This window comes from Kitasatospora sp. NPDC059648, from assembly GCF_042734825.1.
Classification (GTDB): Bacteria; Actinomycetota; Actinomycetes; order Streptomycetales; family Streptomycetaceae; genus Kitasatospora.
In genome coordinates this window covers 102195-119927 of the sequence record NZ_JBHWDU010000019.1, presented here as the reverse complement: position 1 = coordinate 119927, position 17733 = coordinate 102195, and the positions used below count along the sequence as shown (strand labels likewise).

Sequence of the window (17733 nt, the reverse complement as noted above, 5' to 3'; positions counted from 1 at the left end):
AACTCGGCGGCCCTGGCGGCGATGTCGGCGGCCGCGGCACCCGCGCCGAGCACGACGGCGGACGGCTCGCCGATGCGGCGGGCCAGGGTCAGCAGCTCCAGGGCGGGCTTGCGGACCGCACCCTCGGCGTGGTCCACCAGGACGAGAATCTCAGCCATTGCTCTATGTCTCCGTGTTTCGCTGGGTCGGGGTCGGGGTGCGGACTAGATGAACTTCTGGTCGGCGAGGAACGCGGCGAGCTGCTTGCCGCCCTCGCCCTCGTCCTTGACGACCGTGCCCGCGGTGCGCGCCGGACGCGCCGCCACCGACTCGACCGCCGTCCACGAACCCGCCAGGCCGACCTCGTCCGCCTCGATGCCCAGGTCGTCCAGGTCCAGCGACTGCACCGGCTTCTTCTTCGCCGCCATGATCCCCTTGAACGAGGGGTAGCGGGCCTCGCCCGACTGGTCCGTCACCGAGACCACGGCCGGCAGCGGGGCCTCGACCAGCTCGGTCGCCGCGTCACCGTCACGACGGCCCCTCACCACGCCGCCCTCGACCGACACCTCGGACAGCAGCGTCACCTGCGGCACGCCCAGCCGCTCCGCCAGCAGCGCCGGCAGCACGCCCATCGTGCCGTCCGTCGACGCCATGCCGCCGATCACCAGGTCGAACCCGGTCTTCTCCAGCGCCTTCGCCAGGACCGCCGACGTCCCCAGCACGTCCGAACCGTGGATGTCGTCGTCGTTCACGTGAACGGCCTTGTCCGCACCCATCGACAGCGCCTTGCGCAGCGCGTCCTTCGCGTCGTCCGGACCCACCGTCAGCACCGTCACCTCGGCACCGTCGTTCGCCTCGGCGATCCGCAGCGCCTGCTCGACGCCGTACTCGTCCAGCTCCGACAGGAGGCCGTCCACACCCTCCCGGTCGGTGGTGTGGTCGTCCGCGAAGCGACGGTCACCCGTCGCGTCCGGCACGTACTTCACACAGACGACGATCCTCAAGCTCATGAGCGGTTTCTCCTGTCACGGGTGCACGGATGCACTGGATCCACGGCCTCAGGTCAGGCCGAGGGTACTGAGTGCCAAGTCCGGCCCGGCCGCGGTCCGCGCGCCGGTGAGCGCCACCTGGACCGATGCCGTGTCGGCTCTCTTCGACTGGCGTCAGAGGCTCCACCGAAAGAATACGGCACTCAGTACCCCTCGTAAAGGCACTCAGTACCCTACCCCGTGTCCGATCGCCGGGCGCGGCGGCCGGACGCGGACACAGGGTTTCCGCAAGCCTCCGCCAGGTCCCGTCAATGAATCCGCCGGCCCGCCCGGGGAGCATCGGCAGCGGGCCTCGTCGACGGCCCCGACCTGCGATCAAGGAGGGAAGGGAATGACCTTCGTGCACGGGGAACAGGACATCACGACCGCCCACGGGACGCACGGCAACACCGTCTGGGTCATCCCCATCTGGTGTCAAACGTGTAGAGCGACGGCTGCCTCTCCCGTGTACACGCTGAATGTGAGCGACTCCTGAAGGTACAGCTGCACGGAGTCCGAGTCGTGGGAGAGGTAGCCCACCGAGACGTCCTGGCCCAGGCAGAGCTCGAAGTCCCCTCCCCGGGTGGACAGCAGGAACGCCCCCTCGATCGCGGGGGCCCAGATGATGTCGCCGTCCAGCAGGCGGGCCAGGTGGTTGTGGACGGGGTAGCCGTGGTCGCTGGTCTCGTTGACGGCGGTGAAGGCCTCGGCGCCGAGCAGGAGTGAGTACGGTCCGCCGACGCCCGCGAGGCGGAGGGCGGTGAGCCCACGGCTCACGGCCTCCGGGTATTCCCTTACGTCGTCCGGGAGTTGGACCGGCGGATTGCTGGAGCCGGCCCGGATGCCCTCGATCGCGGCAGCCTGGTAGCCCTCGAAGACGGCCCGGTCCTCGGCGCGGGCGAGGGTGCGGGCGGCGTCCTTGACCGGTTGCCAGTCGGAGTCGCGGGAGCCGCGTTCGACGTCGTCGACGGCCTCCCGGCCGACGGTGAAGGGCACCCGCAGTTCGACCACCGGGCGGCTGGCCCGGGCGCGGGCCCGGACGCCGTCGAGGGGCGGTTCGATGCCGGTGAGGTGGCCGGTGCCGACGGCGGCGAGGGTGGCGCCCTCGGGACCGGCGAGGTCGACCACCCGGCGTCCGGCGATGTGGAGTTTGAAGGTCTGGCGTGCCTCCTCCTCGATCTCCTCCCAGGCGGCGGCGGAGACGGGGGCGAGTTCGCGGTGCAGGTTGTTCACGGTGCGGGTCCTGTTCAGGGTCGGCTTCGGAGGATCGGCTTCAGGCGGGCGGCCACCAGGGGGTCGGCCTTCAGAGGTCGGCCTTCAGGAGGTCGGCTTGAGGCTGCCGATGCCGAGCGAGCCGTCCGCACGGGCCTCGACGGCGGGAACGGCAGCGGCGGCCGGGGCGGCCGGCGGCGGGGAGTCGAGGAGGCCGGCGGTCGGTACGTAGAACAGCGAGCCGGTGACGGCGGTGGAGAAGTCGAGCAACCGGTCGGTGGTGCCGGGCGGGTTGCCGATGAACATGTTGCGCAGCATCTCCTCGGTCACCCCGGGGTCGCGCGCGTAGCCGATGAAGTAGGTGCCGAACTCGCCGCCGCCGTCGAAGGAGCCGAAGGCCATGTTGTAGCGGACGATCTTCTGTTCCTCGCCGCCCGGACCGGTGATCACGGTGAGCGCCACGTGCGAGTCGGCGGGTTTGACGTCGTCGTCCAGTTCGATGTCGGTGAGCTTGGTGCGGCCGACCGCCCCCTCCTGCTGCTCGACGCTCAGCGCGTTCCACTTGTCCAGGTCGTGCAGGTACTTCTGGACGATGACGTAGCTGCCGCCCGCGAAGTCCGCGTCCTCCGCCCCGACCAGGGTGGCCTCGGCGGCGGCCCGGCCCTCGGGGTTCTCGGTGCCGTCGACGAAGCCCAGGAGGTCCCGGTCGTCGAAGTAGCGGAAGCCGTGCACGGCGTCGACCACGGTGGCCGCCCCGGCGAGCCGGGTGGTGAGCTGGCCGGCCAGTTCGAAGCAGAGGTCCATCCGCTCCGCCCGCAGGTGCAGCAGCAGGTCGCCGGGGGTGGCCGGGGCACGGTGGCGGGGGCCGGCCAGTTCCTGGAACGGGTGGAGACCGGCGGGCCGGGGGCCGCCGAAGAGGCGGTCCCAGAGTTCGGAGCCGATGCCGGTGACGCAGGTGAGGCCGCCGTCCGGGGCCCGGAAGCCGACGGACCGGCGCAGTCCGGCGAGGTCGGGCAGGAGGTCGCGGACGGCGTCCTCGCCGCCGGGCTCGACGGTGAGGACCAGGAAGATCGCCGCGCCGGTCAGCGGGGAGAGCACGGCTTGCGGTTCGGGCTGCACGACGTGTTCCTCCTCAGGAGGCCCGGGTGGCGTCCCACTCGGCGCGGTGGTCGGCGAAGATCCGCTTGGGGTGGTGGCCGGTCTTCAGGTGGTCGAGGGCCCGACGATTACACCGCACAGCGGACAAATCGGCACGATCGACGCGCAGCCGGTGGACCCCGACCGGAGGTACCGGAGACGCACCGGAGGTACCGGAGGCATGCGGAAGGGGCGGGCGCGCTCCTTCGCGCACCCGCCCCTCGGCCGCCCGGTGTCAGACCCGCAGCGCCGCCAGCTGTTCGGCGAACGGGACCACCTGCCCGGGCACCGCCGCCCCCGCCGCCCCCGCCGCCGGGCCGCGCCCGGCCAGCAGGGCCGCCAGCTCGCCCGCCGCGCGCTCGATCCGGCCCGGCAGGCCGTCGGTCAGTGCGTCCCCGGCCGTGCCCCAGTCGTCGGTGGCCGCGTACACGGCCGTCGGCGGCACCACGGCGCGCAGGTAGCTGAACAGCGGCCGTACGGCGTGCTCCAGGGCGAGCGAGTGCCGGGCCGTGCCGCCGGTGGCGGCGATCAGCACCGGCTTGCCGGTGAGCGCGTCGTGGTCGATCACGTCGAAGAAGGACTTGAACAGGCCGCTGTAGGAGGCGGTGAAGATCGGCGTCACCGCGATCACCGCGTCCGCGTCCGTCACCGCGCCGATCGCCTCGCGCAGCGCGGCGGCCGGGAACCCGGTGACGAAGTTGTTGGCGATGTCCACCGCGAGGTCGCGCAGCTCGACCACGGCCACCTCGGCCTCCCGGCCCTCCTCGCCGAGCCGGCGCACGGTCGCCTCGGCGAGCCGGTCGGCCAGCAGGCGCGTCGAGGACGGCTTGCTCAGTCCGGCGCTCACCACCGCCAGCTTGAACGCGGTCACTTGGCGACCTCCTCCTTCTCGTGGGCGTCACGGGCGTCACGCGCCGCGACCAGCGCGGCGTGGGTCGGCCCCTCCGGCACCCCGGCCGGGCGGCCCTTGGCGAACTCCTCGCGCAGCACCGGCACGACCTCCTCGCCGAGCAGGTCCAGCTGCTCCAGCACGGTCTTCAGCGGCAGACCGGCGTGGTCCATCAGGAACAGCTGGCGCTGGTAGTCGCCGAAGGTCTCGCGGAAGCCGAGCGTCTTCTCGATGACCTCCTGGGGGCTGCCCACGGTCAGCGGGGTCTGCTCGGTGAACTCCTCCAGCGAGGGCCCGTGCCCGTACACCGGCGCGTTGTCGAAGTACGGACGGAACTCGCGCACGGCGTCCTGGGAGTTCCTCCGCATGAACACCTGCCCGCCGAGGCCGACGATCGCCTGCTCGGGCGTGCCGTGGCCGTAGTGGGCGAAGCGCTCGCGGTAGAGCTCGATCAGCTTCTGGAAGTGCTCCTTGGGCCAGAAGATGTTGTTCGCGAAGAAGCCGTCGCCGTAGTAGGCGGCCTGCTCGGCGATCTCGGGACTGCGGATCGAGCCGTGCCAGACGAACGGCGGGACGTCGTCCAGCGGGCGCGGGGTGGAGGTGAAGGACTGGAGCGGGGTGCGGAAGCGGCCCTGCCAGTCCACGACCTCCTCGCGCCACAGCTGGTGCAGCAGCGCGTAGTTCTCGATCGCGAGCGGGATGCCCTGGCGGATGTCCTTGCCGAACCAGGGGTAGACCGGGCCGGTGTTGCCGCGGCCCATCATGAGGTCCACCCGGCCGTCGGCGAGGTGCTGGAGCATCGCGAAGTCCTCGGCGATCTTCACCGGGTCGTTGGTGGTGATCAGCGTGGTCGAGGTGGAGAGGATGAGGCGGTCGGTCTGCGCGGCTATGTAACCGAGCATGGTCGTCGGCGAGGACGGGACGAACGGCGGGTTGTGGTGCTCGCCGGTCGCGAAGACGTCCAGGCCGACCTCCTCGGCCTTGCGCGCGATGGCCACCATCGCCTTGATCCGCTCGTGCTCGGTCGGGGTGCGGCCGGTGGTCGGGTCGGGGGTGACGTCGCCGACGCTGAAGATTCCGAACTGCATGCTGCTCACCACACTCCAGGAGGTCCCAGGTAGTCCAACTTTCAACCACCTTAGCAGCCGGCCGCGGATCGTTATTCCCCCGGTTCGTGCCGACAATGGAAGGCGGGCACCGACAGCAACGGAAGGCGGACCCCGACAGCGGCGGGGCCCGCCGGGAGGACGGCGAACCGATGGCGCCGTACATCGCGGTGAGCGCACTGAGCCACGAGGGCCTGGTGCGGGAGCACAACGAGGACAGCCTCACGATCGGCCCCTGGACGCTGTGCGCCACCGTGACCACCAACCCGCAGACCCTGCTCTTCCCGCTCGGCCCGCCCTGCGTGGTCGCGGTGGCCGACGGCCTCGGCGGTCACCCCGGCGGCGAGGTGGCCAGCGCCCTGGTCGCCCGCCGCCTCGCCGCCACCGGGGGCGGCCTGGACGACGAGGAAGCCGTCCGAGAGGAACTCCAGGAGTGCAACCGGGCGGTCTACGCGGCCACCGCCGGGGACCCCGAGCTGGCCGCGATGGGCACCACGGTCGCCGGGCTGGTGCTGCTGCCCGGGCAGGCGGTGGTCTTCAACATCGGCGACAGCCGGGTCTACCGGGTCACCGGCAAGGGGCTGCGGCGGGTGAGCGTGGACGACAGCCCGCCGCTGCAGCCCGGTCGGCGCACCACCTCGGTCGTCACCCAGACCCTGGGCGGATCGCTCGGGCCCACCTCCGTCGAACCGCACGTGCGGACCTCGCCGCTGGCCGTCGGCGACCGCTACCTGGTGTGCAGCGACGGCCTGACCGACCCGGTGACCGAGGAGGAGCTGGCCGGACTGCTCGCCACGTCGTACGACACCTCCGAGCGGGCCGACGGGAAGGCCGCCTTCGAACTGTGGAAGGCGGCGATCGAGGCGGGCGGGCCGGACAACATCACCCTGGCGCTGGTGCGGATCGGCGAGTGACGCGGCACGGCCAGCCGTCCGCGGGGCGCCCGGGAAGCGCGCGGAGGCCGTGGCGGCGATCGGCCGCCACGGCCTCCGGGAGAGCGGGTCGAGCCCCTCGCCGTCGACGTCGGGCTACTTGCGCAGCAGCAGGATCACCCCGGCCGTCGCCAGGCCGACCAGCACGGCGGCCACGCCGTACGCCAGGCGGTGCGCCTTCAGCACCGGAAGGAAGCGGTCCACCGCGTAGCGGCCCGGGCCGGTCAGCGCGAGGGCGGCGGCGCCCGCCGTCAGCAGCAGCTCGTACTCGTTGCCCTTGGGGGCGAAGAAGCCGCCGCCCCAGGTGACGGCGATCGCGTTGACCATGGTGCCGACGACCGCGGCACCCGCCAGCGGGGTCAACAGGCCGACGGCGAGACCGAGTCCGCCCAGGACCTCGGTGAGGCCGGCGACCACGGCCATGGCGTTGCCCGCCGGGTAGCCGCTCATGGTGAAGAACTGACCGGTGCCGTCGATCCCGCCGCCCCCGAACCAGCCGAACAGCTTCTGGCTGCCGTGCGCGGCCATGGTCAGGCCGAGCACCAGGCGCAGGAGCAGGAGTCCGGCGTCATAGGCGTGCGGGGAGGTGGCCGCGGGCCCGGAGCCGTTCCGGGTGGGGCCGGCGGGGCTGGTGGCGGCGGTCGTGCTCGGGCTGCTGCTCGGCATGCGCGTCTCCATCGATCGGGGTCGGTCGTAGGGGTACGGGTGGTGGTGCGGCCGGGCAGGATGCGGTTCCCCGCGCCTGTTGTTCAAATTTGAACCGGCCACTCCTCGACCGTACCGTGCAGTTCGAATTTGAACAACTGACGACCCGTGAGCGACTCGGGGGCCCCGCCGGAACCGGGGCACCCGGTCGGGGCGGGTCGCGGGTTCCGGGCTCGGGGGTTCCGGCTTGCGGGTTCCGGGTTCCGTTCGACGACGCCGGATACTGGACGGTACGGGGGGCAGTCCTGATCCCGGACGAGAGGCGGTCACGCCATGAGTCGCAGGCCGGACATCCTCGGCGAGTTCACCGCCGACCACAAGGCGGTCACCGAGCTGCTCGACCGGGCCGAAATGGCACCGGCCGGCTCCGCCGAGCGCGCCGAGCTGGTCGCCCGGCTCACCGACCTGCTGTTCACCCACTGCGCCGCCGAGGAGGAGCACCTCTTCCCGGTCGTCCAGCACGACGTGCCCGAGGGCGGGGCACTGGTCTTCCGCAGCATCCACGACCATCTGGCGATCGGGCAGTACCTCTCCGACCTGCAGGGGCTCGGCCCGGCCGACCCGGCCTTCGACACCCTGCTGCGCGGCCTCGCCGACACTCTCCGGCGGCACCTGACCGGCGAGGAGAAGGTGCTCTTCCCGGCCGCCCGCAAGGCCCTTCCCGCGGCGGCCCGCGCGGCGCTCGGCGAACGGCTGCGGACGGAACGGGAGGCGCTCGGCGACCCGGAATGAGCCGGGTCGCTCCCCGCCTCCGCAGTGCGGCTCAGCCCTTGGGGCCGATCACCGCGAACCGGGCGCCCTCGCGGTCCCTCAGCCGGGCCACCCGCCCGTACGGGGTGTCGAAGGCCGGGCCGATCACCGAACCGCCCAGCTCCACGGCCCGGGCCAGCGCCCGGTCGGTGTCCTGGACGGCGAAGGAGACTTCCCAGTGCGGCGGCGTGCCCGCCGGACCGCCCGCCTGCTCCTTGGCCAGCGCCGCGACGCTGTGCCCCTCCGCCCGCAGCACGACCCGGTCGTGCTCCCAGCGGACCTCGAAGCGCTCCGCGTCCCGGCCGTCCCAGCGGAACACCTCGCCGTAGAACAGCGCGGCCGCGAACGGATCCGGGGTGCGCAGCTCGATCCAGACCGGCGCACCCGGCAGCTCCAGCTTCCGGGCCCGGCCCAGCGGGCCCTCCCAGATGCCGAACACCGCCCCGGCCGGGTCCGCCGCGAAGGCCACCCGCCCGGCGTCGAAGGCCAGCGGGCCGACCGCCAGGGTCGCACCGCGCTCGCGCACCGCGTCGGCGGCGGCGTCGGCGCTCTCCGTCCCGAAGTAGCTGGTCCAGGCGAGCGGCACCGCCCCGGCCCCCGCGAGCCCCAGCCCGGCCACCGCCTCCCCGCCGGTCACCGCGTGCACGTACGGGCCGAAGCCCTCCGGCCCGGGCTCGAACTTCCAACCGAGCAGCGGGCCGTAGAAGTCCTTGGCGCCCTCCAGGTCCCGGGCCATCAGGCTCACCCAGCACGGAACGGCCGCCACGCAGCGCACCCTGGCGGTCGTCTCCTCGCTGCCCATCGCGAACCTCCTCGCCCACCCGGCCGCCGGGCCCCTCCCGACTCCCGCGACCCACCGGCCGCCCGGGACGCCCAGCCTAGGCCGACGCCTCCACCCGCCCCGGGAAGACATGGCCGGGCTCAGCGCACCCAGTTCTTCAGCGGCTCGGTGTCCAGCGAGATGCCGACCGGGTCGGGGAGCTGGACGATCCTGCCGAACGGGAGGGTCCGGACGGTCCCGTAGCGGACGCCGTCGGGCTGGCTGTGCACGAGGACCTCGGCGGAGTCCCGGTCGATCAGCAGGTAGACGGGGATCCCGGACTCGGCGTACGCGCGGGGCTTCTCGACGCGGTCGCGGCGGTCCGTGTCGGAGTCGAACGACGTGACCTCCGCAGCCATGAGCACCTGGTCGGCAGCAGCCCAGTCACCTTGACCAACGAAGGCATCGGCGTCGGCCAGCGTGCCGTCCGGGCGGGCGAATCCTCCTCGGCAGCCCTGCACCTTGAGGCCTGGGTCATGCAAGTGCAGCTCCGGCCGAGCGTGGATGCAGATGCGGAGCAGCCACTGGGTGACGCGACCGTGATCGCCGTCCGGCACGGGCTTGACCCCCGGCTTCCCGTTGATGAACTCCGGCCGCACGCCTTCGGCGGTCGTGGCCAGATGACGAGCGAATTCCTCGAACTGCTCGGGCAGCATCTGCGGGCGGTCGGAGATCGCGGTCACGGGCTTTGCTCCTTCGCCTGGGCACCCGCCGGAAGAACGAGCACGCGGGCGAGTGGTCATGGGGCATCTGGCTTCTGCCGGTACCGACCGGGCCCGACACGTGCTCGCATGTGACACAGGTCACGTCGCGGCCGGAAATTACGGGGACAGATTCCCCGTTTCCGAGTACGTTGGCAGAAGCGGGGAGAACTTCCCCGGTATCCTGGAGGAGCAGTAGCCATGACCACCGTCGCCGCCGAGTCGGCCCGTTCCGCGGGGAGCGTGCGCACGCCGAAGCTGCGTGCGGACGCGAGCCGGAACCGGGAGCGGATCGTGCTGGCGGCCCGGGACGCGTTCGTCGAGCACGGTGCGGACGCGCCGCTGGACGAGATCGCGAAACGGGCGGGGGTCGGCAACGCCACGCTGTACCGGAACTTCCCGGACCGGGTGGCGCTGATCCGCGAGGTGGCGCTGCTCGTCAAGAGCCGCATCCTGGCGCTCGCCGAGACGGCGACGGCGGAGGCGGACGCACCTGACGGCGGAGGCCCGTTCGACGCCCTGCAACGGTTCGTGCACGCGACCGTCGCGGAGAAGATCGGCGGCCTCTGCACCCTTTTCAGCAGCCACATCGACCCGCACGACCCTGACCTGACCGAAGTCCGGGAGCGCCTGCAGTCCGCCGTGGGCGGGCTGATGGAGCGCGCCCGGGCCGCGGGTGAGCTGCGGCCGGACATCGACAACGGCGACCTGTTCATCGCGATGAGCCAGCTGACCCGACCGCTGCCGAACACCTCCTGCCGGCTGCTCGACGAGTTCGTCCACCGGCACCTGCAGATCTTCCTGGACGGTCTGCGCACGCCCGTCCGCTCGGTCCTGCCCGGCCGGGCCGCGACCTTCGAGGACTTCCAGACCCAGAACTGACCGACCACCAGCACCGACCCGACGCACCACCGATCGGCGCGGCGTCTCCGGACGCGTTCGCACGCGCTCGCACCCGTACGGCAACCTGCCGTTCCCGTACGGCAGTTGACCGTTCTTGCACACCCACGCACGTGAAATGGGTACCCCCATGTCTCAAACCGACGCCCGCCCGGCGACGCTGCCCGATCCCAGGCGCTGGAAGGCGCTGATCTTCATCGGCCTCGCCCAGCTGATGGTCGTCCTCGACGCCACCATCGTGAACATCGCCCTGCCCTCCGCCCAGCGGGACCTCGGCATATCCGACGGCAACCGCCAGTGGGTGATCACCGCCTACGCGCTGGCCTTCGGCGGCCTGCTGCTGTTCGGCGGCCGGATCGCGGACCTCTGGGGCCGCAAGCGGACCTTCATCGTCGGCCTGACCGGCTTCGCCCTGGCCTCCGCGCTCGGTGGCGCCGCGGTCAACACCGCGATGCTGCTCGGCTCCCGCGCCCTCCAGGGCGTGTTCGGCGCGCTGCTGGCGCCTGCCGCGCTGTCGCTGCTCGCGGTGACCTTCACCGAGGCCAAGGAGCGCGCCAAGGCCTTCGGCATCTACGGCGCGATCGCCGGTGGCGGTGGCGCCATCGGTCTGATCCTCGGCGGCTTCCTGACCGAGTACATGAACTGGCGCTGGACCTTCTTCGTCAACATCCCGTTCGCCGTCGTGGCCGCCACCGGCGCCGTCCTGGTGATCCGCGAGCCCGCCGAGGGCCGCAACCGCAACAGGCTGGACATCCCCGGCGTGCTGCTGGTGACCACCGGCCTGGTCTCGCTGGTGTACGGCTTCACCCGCGCCGAGTCCAGCGGCTGGACGGCCGGCAGCACCCTGGGCCTGTTCGCCGCGGCCGCCGTGCTGCTGACCGCCTTCGCCCTGGTGGAGCGCAAGGTCAAGGCCCCGCTGCTGCCGCTGCGAGTGGTGCTGGACCGCAACCGCGGCGGTGTGTACCTGTCGCTGGGCATGGCCGTGATCGGCATGTTCGGCCTGTTCCTCTTCCTGACCTACTACCTGCAGGTCGTGCGCGACTACAGCCCGGTGCTGACCGGCGTCGCCTTCCTGCCGATGGTGGCGGGCATGATCACCGGCTCGACCCAGATCGGCGCCCGGCTGATGACCCGCGTCCCCGCGCGCTTCCTGATGGCGCCCGGCTTCCTGACCGCCTCGGCCGGCATGTTCCTGCTGACCCACATCGGCCTGGACACCTCGTACCCGGCGCTGATCCTGCCCGGCCTGATCCTGATGGGCCTCGGCATGGGCACCGCCTTCATGCCGGCCATGAGCCTGGCGACCCACGGCGTCCAGCCGCGGGACGCGGGCGTGGCCTCGGCCATGGTCAACACCTCGCAGCAGGTCGGCGGCGCCATCGGCACCGCGCTGCTGAACACCATCGCGGCCAGCGCCACCACCACCTGGGCGGCCGCGCACAAGCACGCCATGGCCACCGCCGCCTCGCCCGAGGCCGCCAAGGCCCTGCAGTTCCAGGGCATGGTGCACGGCTTCACCACCGCGATCTGGATCTCCTTCGGGATCCTGGTGTCGGCCGCCGCGGTCGCCTTCACCTTCATCAACGCCGGCCGCCCCGGCGCCACGGGTGCGGGCGCCGGCTCGGGCGCGGCGAAGGTCGACGAGGTGCCGGTGCTGGTGCACTGACCCCGCCGCCCCTCGGGGCACTGCCCGTCCCGGTCACGTGGGTGCGTTCGCGGCCCGTCCGGTGTCCTTCCGACACCGGGCGGGCCGCTCGGCGTTTCCGGCCCGGCCGTGAACGGTACCCCCGGGTAGAAGTGGGGAACACCCCCCGATTATGGTGGCCCCAGCGCGAATCGGGGAACTATCCCCGTTTCCTTCGGACTGAGGTGCGTGCACATGACCCGGAATCAGAATCCAGGGCGGGGGCGGCGGGCCGCCGACTGGGCGGACGGCCGGCTGGGGATCCACACCCTGGCCAGGGCCAACCTGCGGAAGATCTTCCCGGACCACTGGTCCTTCATGCTGGGCGAGATCTGCCTCTACACCTTCCTGATCATCATCCTGACCGGCGTCTGGCTGACCCTGTTCTTCAAGCCCAGCATGGGCGAGGTGGTCTACAGCGGCTCGTACGTCCCGCTCAAGGGCATCTCGATGTCCGAGGCCTACGCCTCCACCGTGGACATCAGCTTCGAGGTCCGCGGCGGGCTGCTCATCCGGCAGATCCACCACTGGGCGGCGATCGTCTTCGTCGCGGCCATGTTCGTCCACATGATGCGGGTGTTCTTCACCGGCGCGTTCCGCAAGCCGCGCGAGATCAACTGGGTCTTCGGCTTCCTGCTGCTGTTCCTCGGCATGCTGGACGGCTTCTTCGGCTACTCGCTCCCGGACGACCTGCTCTCCGGCACCGGCATCCGGTTCATCGAGGGCGTGGTGCTGGCCGTGCCGCTGGTCGGCACGTACATCCAGATGTTCCTGTTCGGCGGGGAGTTCCCCGGGCACGACATCATCCCGAGGTTCTTCACCATCCACGTGCTGCTGGTGCCCGGCATCATGCTCGGCCTGCTGGTGGCCCACCTGATCCTGGTCTTCTACCACAAGCACACCCAGTGGGCCGGCCCCGGCAGGACCGAGAAGAACGTGGTCGGCATGCCGCTGATGCCGGTCTACGCGGCCAAGGCCGGCGGCTTCTTCTTCCTGGTCTTCGGGATCGTCGCGCTGATGTCCGCGGTCGCCACCGTCAACCCGATCTGGGCGTACGGCCCGTACCGTCCGGACCAGGTCTCCACCGACGCCCAGCCGGACTGGTACATGGGCTTCGCCGAGGGCCTGATCCGGGTCATGCCCGGCTGGGAGATCAGCCTGTGGGGGCACACCCTCAACCTGGGGGTGCTGATCCCGTTCACGATGTTCCCGGTGATCCTCGGCGCGATCGCGGTCTACCCGTTCGTCGAGAGCTGGGTGACGAACGACGGGCGCGAGCACCACCTGCTCGACCGGCCGCGCAACGCGCCCGTGCGCACCGCCCTCGGCGCGGCCTGGATCAGCGTCTACCTGGTGATGCTCGCGGGCGGCGGCAACGACCTCATCGCCACCCACCTCCACCTGTCGCTCAACGCGATCACCTACGCGGTGCGGATCGGCTTCTTCGTCGTCCCGGTGGCGGTCTTCGTGGTCACCAAGCGCTGGTGCCTGGGCCTGCAGCGACGGGACCGCGACAAGGTGCTGCACGGGCGGGAGACCGGCATCATCCACCGGCTGCCGCACGGCGAGTTCACCGAGGTGCACGCCGCGCTCGCGCCCGCCGAACTTCACCGGCTCACCGCCCACGAACAGCCCCGACCCCTCGAACTGCCGCCCTCGGCGGACGAGAATGGAGTGGCCCGGCCGGCGGGCGTGCTCACCCGCACCCGGGTACGGCTGTCCCGCGGATTCCACGGCGATCACGCCCGGATCCCCAGGCCCACCGCCGAGGAGTACCGCGAGATCACCGAGGGCCACGGCCACCACTGACCCCGCCCCCCGCGAGAGGCAGGAGATCATGCACGACCGAACCGACCGGCTCGCCGACAGCAGGTACCTGCTGCTGACCACCTTCGGCGACGACGGCAGCCGGCAGGACTCCCAGCTGTGGGTCGTGCCCGACGGCACGGCGCTCGGCGTCTGGACCCCCGCCCACTCCGGCGAGGCCGAACGGATCCGGCGCCACCCGCGGGTGCTGATAGGCCCCTGCGACACCCACGGACGCCCGACCGGCCGCCGGCTCCCTGCCCGCGCCCGGCTCTGCGACCCCGACGCGACCGCGCGCTACCGCACCTCGCTGATCAACAAGTACGGCCTGACCGCGCTGATCGCACTCGCCCGCAGCCGGCTCCGGGTGGGGCTGGCCGGGACGGTCGGGATCCGGATCACACTGAACGAGCTGGAACAGCGGCTGGTCGGCCCGGAGTGGCGGCCGCCGGCCACGTACTGCGTCAACTGACCTTCCGCTGCGGTCGACTGACCTTCCGTTCGTTCCGGCCGGCCCGCCGAGTGCCGGGATCCGCGGGGACGCGGGCCCCGGCACTCGGCGTTGCCCCCGGGCGTCAGGTCCCCTCGTCCGGCGCCCGGGCCAGGTCCTCCGGCTCGCAGGCCTCGCGACCGGTCCCCACGTGCACCACCTTGACCGTCCGCTCGGGCCCACCGGGGACGACCTGCTGCTCGCGCCCGCAGCGCGGGCAGATCAGCGGGATGCGCGGGCGCCCCGGATCCCGTCCGGCCTGGTCACCCGCGCGGTGCGGGGCGGTCACGAGAGCGGATGGGTCGGGACCGGGCTGACCTCCTGGATCTCCCCGTGCGCCTTGGTGAGCAGCTGCGAGGCGAGGTCGTTGAGCGCGCGGGCTCCCGCGATCTCCTCACCGACCCTCAGCTGTTCCGGGTCGGAGGGGTGGCGGCTGCTGTAGCCGTGGGCGCGCAGTTCGCTCCCGTCGCCGAGCCGGAGCAGGGCGGCCGCCGTCGTCCGCGGGCCGTCCTCGCGGAACTCCATCTCGATGTGCCAACCGACCAGAGTCTGCATGGCGGATCACCTCCATCGGTTACTCCTCCAGGGTGCGCCGCGCCCAGCGCGAACACCAGGCCAACCGGACCGGAGTGGAGTCGAACGCGTTCAATTCCACGGCGTAGAGTCACCGGCGAGGCAGTTTGAACGCGTTCAAGAGGAAGGCTCCGCCATGGGCGAGGGCACGACGGAACTGGTGGACCTGCTGGTCCTGCTCGGCATGGGCGCCGTCCTGCCGCTCGGGCTGGCCCTGGTCGGCGAACCCGGGCTCGCCCGGATCCGGCGGCTCTGGCCGCTCGCGGCCGTCCCCGGGGCGCTCTCGCTCTGGCTGCCGCGCGGCGCCCTCGCCACCGGCAGCGCCACCCTCTACGCGCTGGGCACCCTGCTGGTGGCCCTGCACGCGCCGCTGCGGCTGGCCCGGAGCCGCTCGCTCGTCCCCGTGGAGACCGCCGTGCTCACCGCGCTCGCCGCGCCCTCGGTGGCCGGCGTCGCCCTGGTCGCCGAGCGCTCCGGCTACCCGTTGTTCGGCTTCGAACCGCACGTCCTGGCGCTGACCGTCCCGCACTTCCACTACGCCGGCTTCACCGCCGCGCTGGTCGCCGGGCTGGTCTGCCGCGCCGACCGCGGCTCACGCCCGGCCCGCTGCGCGGCGCTCAGCGTCCCGGCGGGCACCCTGCTGGTGCTGGCCGGGTACTTCCTGGGCAACTGGTGGCAGTTCGCCGGAGCCGTCGTGCTGAGCACCGGGATGTGGCTGGTCGGCCTGGTCAGCTGGCGCGAACTGCGGCCCCGGGCGGCCGACCGGGCCACCGCCCGCCTGCTCGCCGCCTCCTCCGCCGTCCTGGCCCTCACCATGCTGCTCGCCCTGTGGTGGGCGCTCGGCCGGGCCGCCGGGCTCCCCCACCCCACCCTCGGCTGGATGGCCGCCACCCACGGCCTGGGCAACGCGCTCGGCTTCGCCCTCTGCGCGCTCCTCGCCTGGCGCCGGATCAACGTCTCGGAGACCCCCCGATGAACCACCCCGGCCACCCCGCCGACGACTACAGCTACTCCGAGCAGGGCGCCAGCCGCACCGGCGACCTGCCCGCCGGCTACCGCCGCCTGCGCCACCGGGCCCGGATCGGCCACAACCCGCCCTGGACGGGCGGTTGACGCCGCGGGACATCGGCCTGAGCGCCGTTCAGGCCATGTGGGCCGGGACGGCGACCAGCAGGGCGTCGGTGCCCTGGGTCCGCACCTCGAAGTGGTCGATCTCGCCCGGCTGGAGGGCCGCGCCGCCGATGGTGCGCAGCGCCCCCTGGTCGTCGTCCCCGCTGTAGCCGCCGGCCGGGACCCTCCAGGTGGCGACGGTCTGGCGCTCGCCGCTGTGCGAGACGGCGATCAGGCTGCACGTCAACGGACCGTGCACGCCCGAGAATCGAAGGTCCACCTGGCTGCCCCAGGCCTTGCCGTCGATGCCGACGGTGGCCTTGGCCCCGGTGGTCGGATCGGTGGCGCTGAACTGTCCGGCGACGGCCACCACGGCGGGCGTGGTCTCGGTGGTGAGCACCGCGGCGGTGACGGCCGGGCCCGCCGCGACCATCGCGGTCGCGGCCAGGGCGAGGGCCAGCCGCCGCATCCGGCTCCGCCGCCGGCCCGCCCTGACCTCGGCGACCAGCCGGTCGAGGAGCCCGCCGTCCGGCACCGGCGCCGGCCCTGCCGGGTCCCCTCCGAGGGCCCTGACCGAGGCGCGGTACTGGGACACCAGGCTTTCCACCATGGCGAGTTGATCAGCCTGGTCGATGCACTGCGGGCAGCCCGCCAGATGCCCTTCGAACTCGGCGCGTTCGGCGGGCTCCAGCACACCGAGGACGTACGCTCCGACGTCCTCGTGCCGGGGGCCGACCGGCAGGCCGGGGCCGGGGACGGGCCGCTTGGTCACGATGTCACTCCCCGTTCCTCCAGCGCGAGCCTGAGCGAGCGCAGTGCGTAGAACACCCGCGACCGGACGGTTCCGGCCGGGATGCCCAGTTCGGCGGCCGCCTCCTTCGCGGTACGGCCCTTCAGGTAGGTCTCGGCGATGATCTCCCGGTGGGCGGGCGAGAGGTCGGCGAGTGCGTCCGCGATGATCATCATCCGCAGGGCGCGGTCGATCTCGTCCTCGGCGGGCAGGTGCTCCAAGCCCTCGGTGTCGACCTCGCGCGGCCGGGCGCGGGCGCTGCGGTGGTCGTCGATCACGATCCGGCGGGCGACGGTGACCAGCCAGGGCCGTACCGAGCCGGTCTGCGGGTCGAGCCGGTGGATGTTGCGCCAGGCCCGGACCAGCGTCTCCTGGACGACGTCCTCGGCACGCTGCCGGTCGCCCGCGACCAGGTGGAGGACGAAGGTGAACAGCGGACCGGCGTGCTCGCGGTACAGGGCCCGCATCAGTTCCTCGTCGGCGGCCCCTTGACCGTGCGCGGCGGAACCGCAGGCGGGGTGCTCATCGGTCACAACTTCATCCTTGCGCACCCCTGCCTCCCCGGCGAGGGCGGTGATCGACAGCCTCAGCCGCCGTCGGTCGTCATCGGCGGTGGTGGTCGGGGGCGGTGAGCGGCCATCGGTTCAGCCCGTCGTTCGGTGGCCCGGGCGCCGGGCATCGGCGCGGGTGCGCCGGGCCCGGGGTCCTTCGAGAAGCGGTAGGCCGGCGAGCCGTTGACGGTGGCCTGCTCGGTGCCGTCGGAGCGGGTGACGGTGCCGAACAGCCTGCCGTCGACGCCCTCGGCGGTGACGTTGCCGTGGGCCTGCTCGGGCGCCCGGAGCGTCGCACAGTTACCGTTGCAGTAGGACTCCGGCGGGTTCCCGTCCTGGTCGAAGCGGTAGAGCGTGAAGCCCGCGCTGTCGGTCACGATCGTGCCGAGCCCGGGGTCGTGCGCGGTCCGCGGGGTGGTGCCGGCCGGAGCGCCGGAACCGCCCGACGCGCCCGGGGTCCCCGGCCTGCCCGAGCCGGACGGCCCGCGGCCGGCCACCAGGGCGGCCGCGGCTAGGACGGCGGCCCGGCGGATGCGGGGTCTGCAGCGCATGGAACGCCTCCCGCCTCGG

At 72.4% G+C, this 17733-nt stretch carries 21 protein-coding genes and 1 pseudogene; 8 read left to right on the top strand and 14 right to left on the bottom strand.

Annotation, left to right across the window (positions count from 1 at the left end; all coding sequences use genetic code 11):
• The 6 genes and pseudogenes from ACFV1W_RS14990 to ACFV1W_RS14965 form a co-directional block, all read right to left on the bottom strand.
• Positions 1-158, bottom strand: a pseudogene (locus ACFV1W_RS14990) (electron transfer flavoprotein subunit alpha/FixB family protein); the annotation flags it as partial.
• Between the two features lie 45 nt (positions 159-203).
• The gene (locus ACFV1W_RS14985) at positions 204-989 is read right to left on the bottom strand and encodes an electron transfer flavoprotein subunit beta/FixA family protein (RefSeq protein ID WP_380416517.1); all 786 of its coding nucleotides are present in this window, start codon (positions 987-989) and stop codon (positions 204-206) included.
• A 453-nt stretch (positions 990-1442) separates the two neighbouring features.
• Entirely contained in the window at positions 1443-2240 is a 798-nt protein-coding gene (locus ACFV1W_RS14980) for a family 1 encapsulin nanocompartment shell protein (RefSeq protein ID WP_380416515.1), read from the bottom strand.
• 84 nt (positions 2241-2324) lie between these two features.
• Positions 2325-3338 (bottom strand): Dyp-type peroxidase, encoded by a 1014-nt coding sequence (locus ACFV1W_RS14975; protein WP_380416513.1) that lies wholly within the window; start codon positions 3336-3338, stop codon positions 2325-2327.
• A 253-nt stretch (positions 3339-3591) separates the two neighbouring features.
• Positions 3592-4227, bottom strand: a complete 636-nt coding sequence (locus ACFV1W_RS14970; RefSeq protein WP_380416510.1) for an FMN reductase — start codon at positions 4225-4227, stop codon at positions 3592-3594.
• Positions 4224-5333, bottom strand: a complete 1110-nt coding sequence (locus ACFV1W_RS14965; protein ID WP_380416508.1) for an LLM class flavin-dependent oxidoreductase — start codon at positions 5331-5333, stop codon at positions 4224-4226. The genes ACFV1W_RS14970 and ACFV1W_RS14965 overlap by 4 nt, the downstream gene beginning before the upstream one ends.
• A gap of 170 nt (positions 5334-5503) precedes the next feature.
• On the opposite strand from ACFV1W_RS14965, the gene ACFV1W_RS14960 reads away from it, so the two are divergent.
• Positions 5504-6265, top strand: coding sequence for a PP2C family protein-serine/threonine phosphatase (locus ACFV1W_RS14960; protein WP_380416506.1), 762 nt, complete (start codon positions 5504-5506; stop codon positions 6263-6265).
• 114 nt (positions 6266-6379) lie between these two features.
• Here ACFV1W_RS14960 and ACFV1W_RS14955 read toward each other — a convergent pair whose 3' ends face one another.
• Entirely contained in the window at positions 6380-6949 is a 570-nt protein-coding gene (locus ACFV1W_RS14955) for a DoxX family protein (RefSeq protein ID WP_380416505.1), read from the bottom strand.
• 312 nt (positions 6950-7261) lie between these two features.
• Here ACFV1W_RS14955 and ACFV1W_RS14950 point away from each other — a divergent pair, with 312 nt between their 5' ends.
• The gene (locus ACFV1W_RS14950) at positions 7262-7720 is read left to right on the top strand and encodes a hemerythrin domain-containing protein (protein ID WP_380416504.1); all 459 of its coding nucleotides are present in this window, start codon (positions 7262-7264) and stop codon (positions 7718-7720) included.
• 31 nt (positions 7721-7751) lie between these two features.
• On the opposite strand, the gene ACFV1W_RS14945 is transcribed toward ACFV1W_RS14950, so the two are convergent.
• Both ACFV1W_RS14945 and ACFV1W_RS14940 read right to left on the bottom strand, forming a co-directional pair.
• Entirely contained in the window at positions 7752-8540 is a 789-nt protein-coding gene (locus ACFV1W_RS14945) for a VOC family protein (protein ID WP_380416502.1), read from the bottom strand.
• 119 nt (positions 8541-8659) lie between these two features.
• On the bottom strand, positions 8660-9241 hold the full coding sequence (locus ACFV1W_RS14940) for a Uma2 family endonuclease (RefSeq protein WP_380416501.1): 582 nt from the start codon (positions 9239-9241) through the stop codon (positions 8660-8662).
• A 219-nt stretch (positions 9242-9460) separates the two neighbouring features.
• Here ACFV1W_RS14940 and ACFV1W_RS14935 point away from each other — a divergent pair, with 219 nt between their 5' ends.
• The 4 genes from ACFV1W_RS14935 to ACFV1W_RS14920 all read left to right on the top strand — a co-directional run bounded on the left by ACFV1W_RS14935 (position 9461) and on the right by ACFV1W_RS14920 (position 14121).
• Complete coding sequence (locus tag ACFV1W_RS14935; RefSeq protein ID WP_380416499.1) at positions 9461-10141, top strand: TetR/AcrR family transcriptional regulator; 681 nt, start codon at positions 9461-9463, stop codon at positions 10139-10141.
• 148 nt (positions 10142-10289) lie between these two features.
• Entirely contained in the window at positions 10290-11825 is a 1536-nt protein-coding gene (locus ACFV1W_RS14930) for an MFS transporter (RefSeq protein ID WP_380416497.1), read from the top strand.
• A 213-nt stretch (positions 11826-12038) separates the two neighbouring features.
• Complete coding sequence (locus ACFV1W_RS14925) at positions 12039-13652, top strand: cytochrome bc complex cytochrome b subunit (RefSeq protein WP_380416495.1); 1614 nt, start codon at positions 12039-12041, stop codon at positions 13650-13652.
• Positions 13653-13680: 28 nt separating this feature from the next.
• Positions 13681-14121 carry a PPOX class F420-dependent oxidoreductase gene (locus tag ACFV1W_RS14920; protein WP_380416493.1) on the top strand — a complete coding sequence of 147 codons (441 nt, stop codon included), beginning with the start codon at positions 13681-13683 and terminating at the stop codon, positions 14119-14121.
• 103 nt (positions 14122-14224) lie between these two features.
• On the opposite strand, the gene ACFV1W_RS14915 is transcribed toward ACFV1W_RS14920, so the two are convergent.
• Positions 14225-14428, bottom strand: a complete 204-nt coding sequence (locus tag ACFV1W_RS14915; protein ID WP_380416492.1) for a hypothetical protein — start codon at positions 14426-14428, stop codon at positions 14225-14227.
• Entirely contained in the window at positions 14425-14694 is a 270-nt protein-coding gene (locus ACFV1W_RS14910) for a DUF1876 domain-containing protein (protein WP_380416491.1), read from the bottom strand. The genes ACFV1W_RS14915 and ACFV1W_RS14910 overlap by 4 nt, the downstream gene beginning before the upstream one ends.
• Positions 14695-14848: 154 nt before the next feature.
• Between ACFV1W_RS14910 and ACFV1W_RS14905 the strand changes: the two genes are divergently transcribed.
• Positions 14849-15688 carry a YndJ family protein gene (locus tag ACFV1W_RS14905; protein WP_380416489.1) on the top strand — a complete coding sequence of 280 codons (840 nt, stop codon included), beginning with the start codon at positions 14849-14851 and terminating at the stop codon, positions 15686-15688.
• Positions 15685-15825 (top strand): hypothetical protein, encoded by a 141-nt coding sequence (locus ACFV1W_RS14900; protein ID WP_380416488.1) that lies wholly within the window; start codon positions 15685-15687, stop codon positions 15823-15825. Before ACFV1W_RS14905 ends, ACFV1W_RS14900 begins: the two co-directional genes overlap by 4 nt.
• 28 nt (positions 15826-15853) lie before the next feature.
• On the opposite strand, the gene ACFV1W_RS14895 is transcribed toward ACFV1W_RS14900, so the two are convergent.
• The 3 genes from ACFV1W_RS14895 to ACFV1W_RS14885 are packed head-to-tail and all read right to left on the bottom strand — an operon-like array spanning position 15854 to position 17714.
• Positions 15854-16594, bottom strand: a complete 741-nt coding sequence (locus ACFV1W_RS14895) for an anti-sigma factor family protein (protein ID WP_380416486.1) — start codon at positions 16592-16594, stop codon at positions 15854-15856.
• Positions 16591-17145, bottom strand: coding sequence for a sigma-70 family RNA polymerase sigma factor (locus ACFV1W_RS14890; RefSeq protein ID WP_380416485.1), 555 nt, complete (start codon positions 17143-17145; stop codon positions 16591-16593). The genes ACFV1W_RS14895 and ACFV1W_RS14890 overlap by 4 nt, the downstream gene beginning before the upstream one ends.
• Before the next feature lie 53 nt (positions 17146-17198).
• The gene (locus tag ACFV1W_RS14885; RefSeq protein ID WP_380416483.1) at positions 17199-17714 is read right to left on the bottom strand and encodes a hypothetical protein; all 516 of its coding nucleotides are present in this window, start codon (positions 17712-17714) and stop codon (positions 17199-17201) included.
• Between the last annotated feature and the right edge of the window lie 19 nt (positions 17715-17733).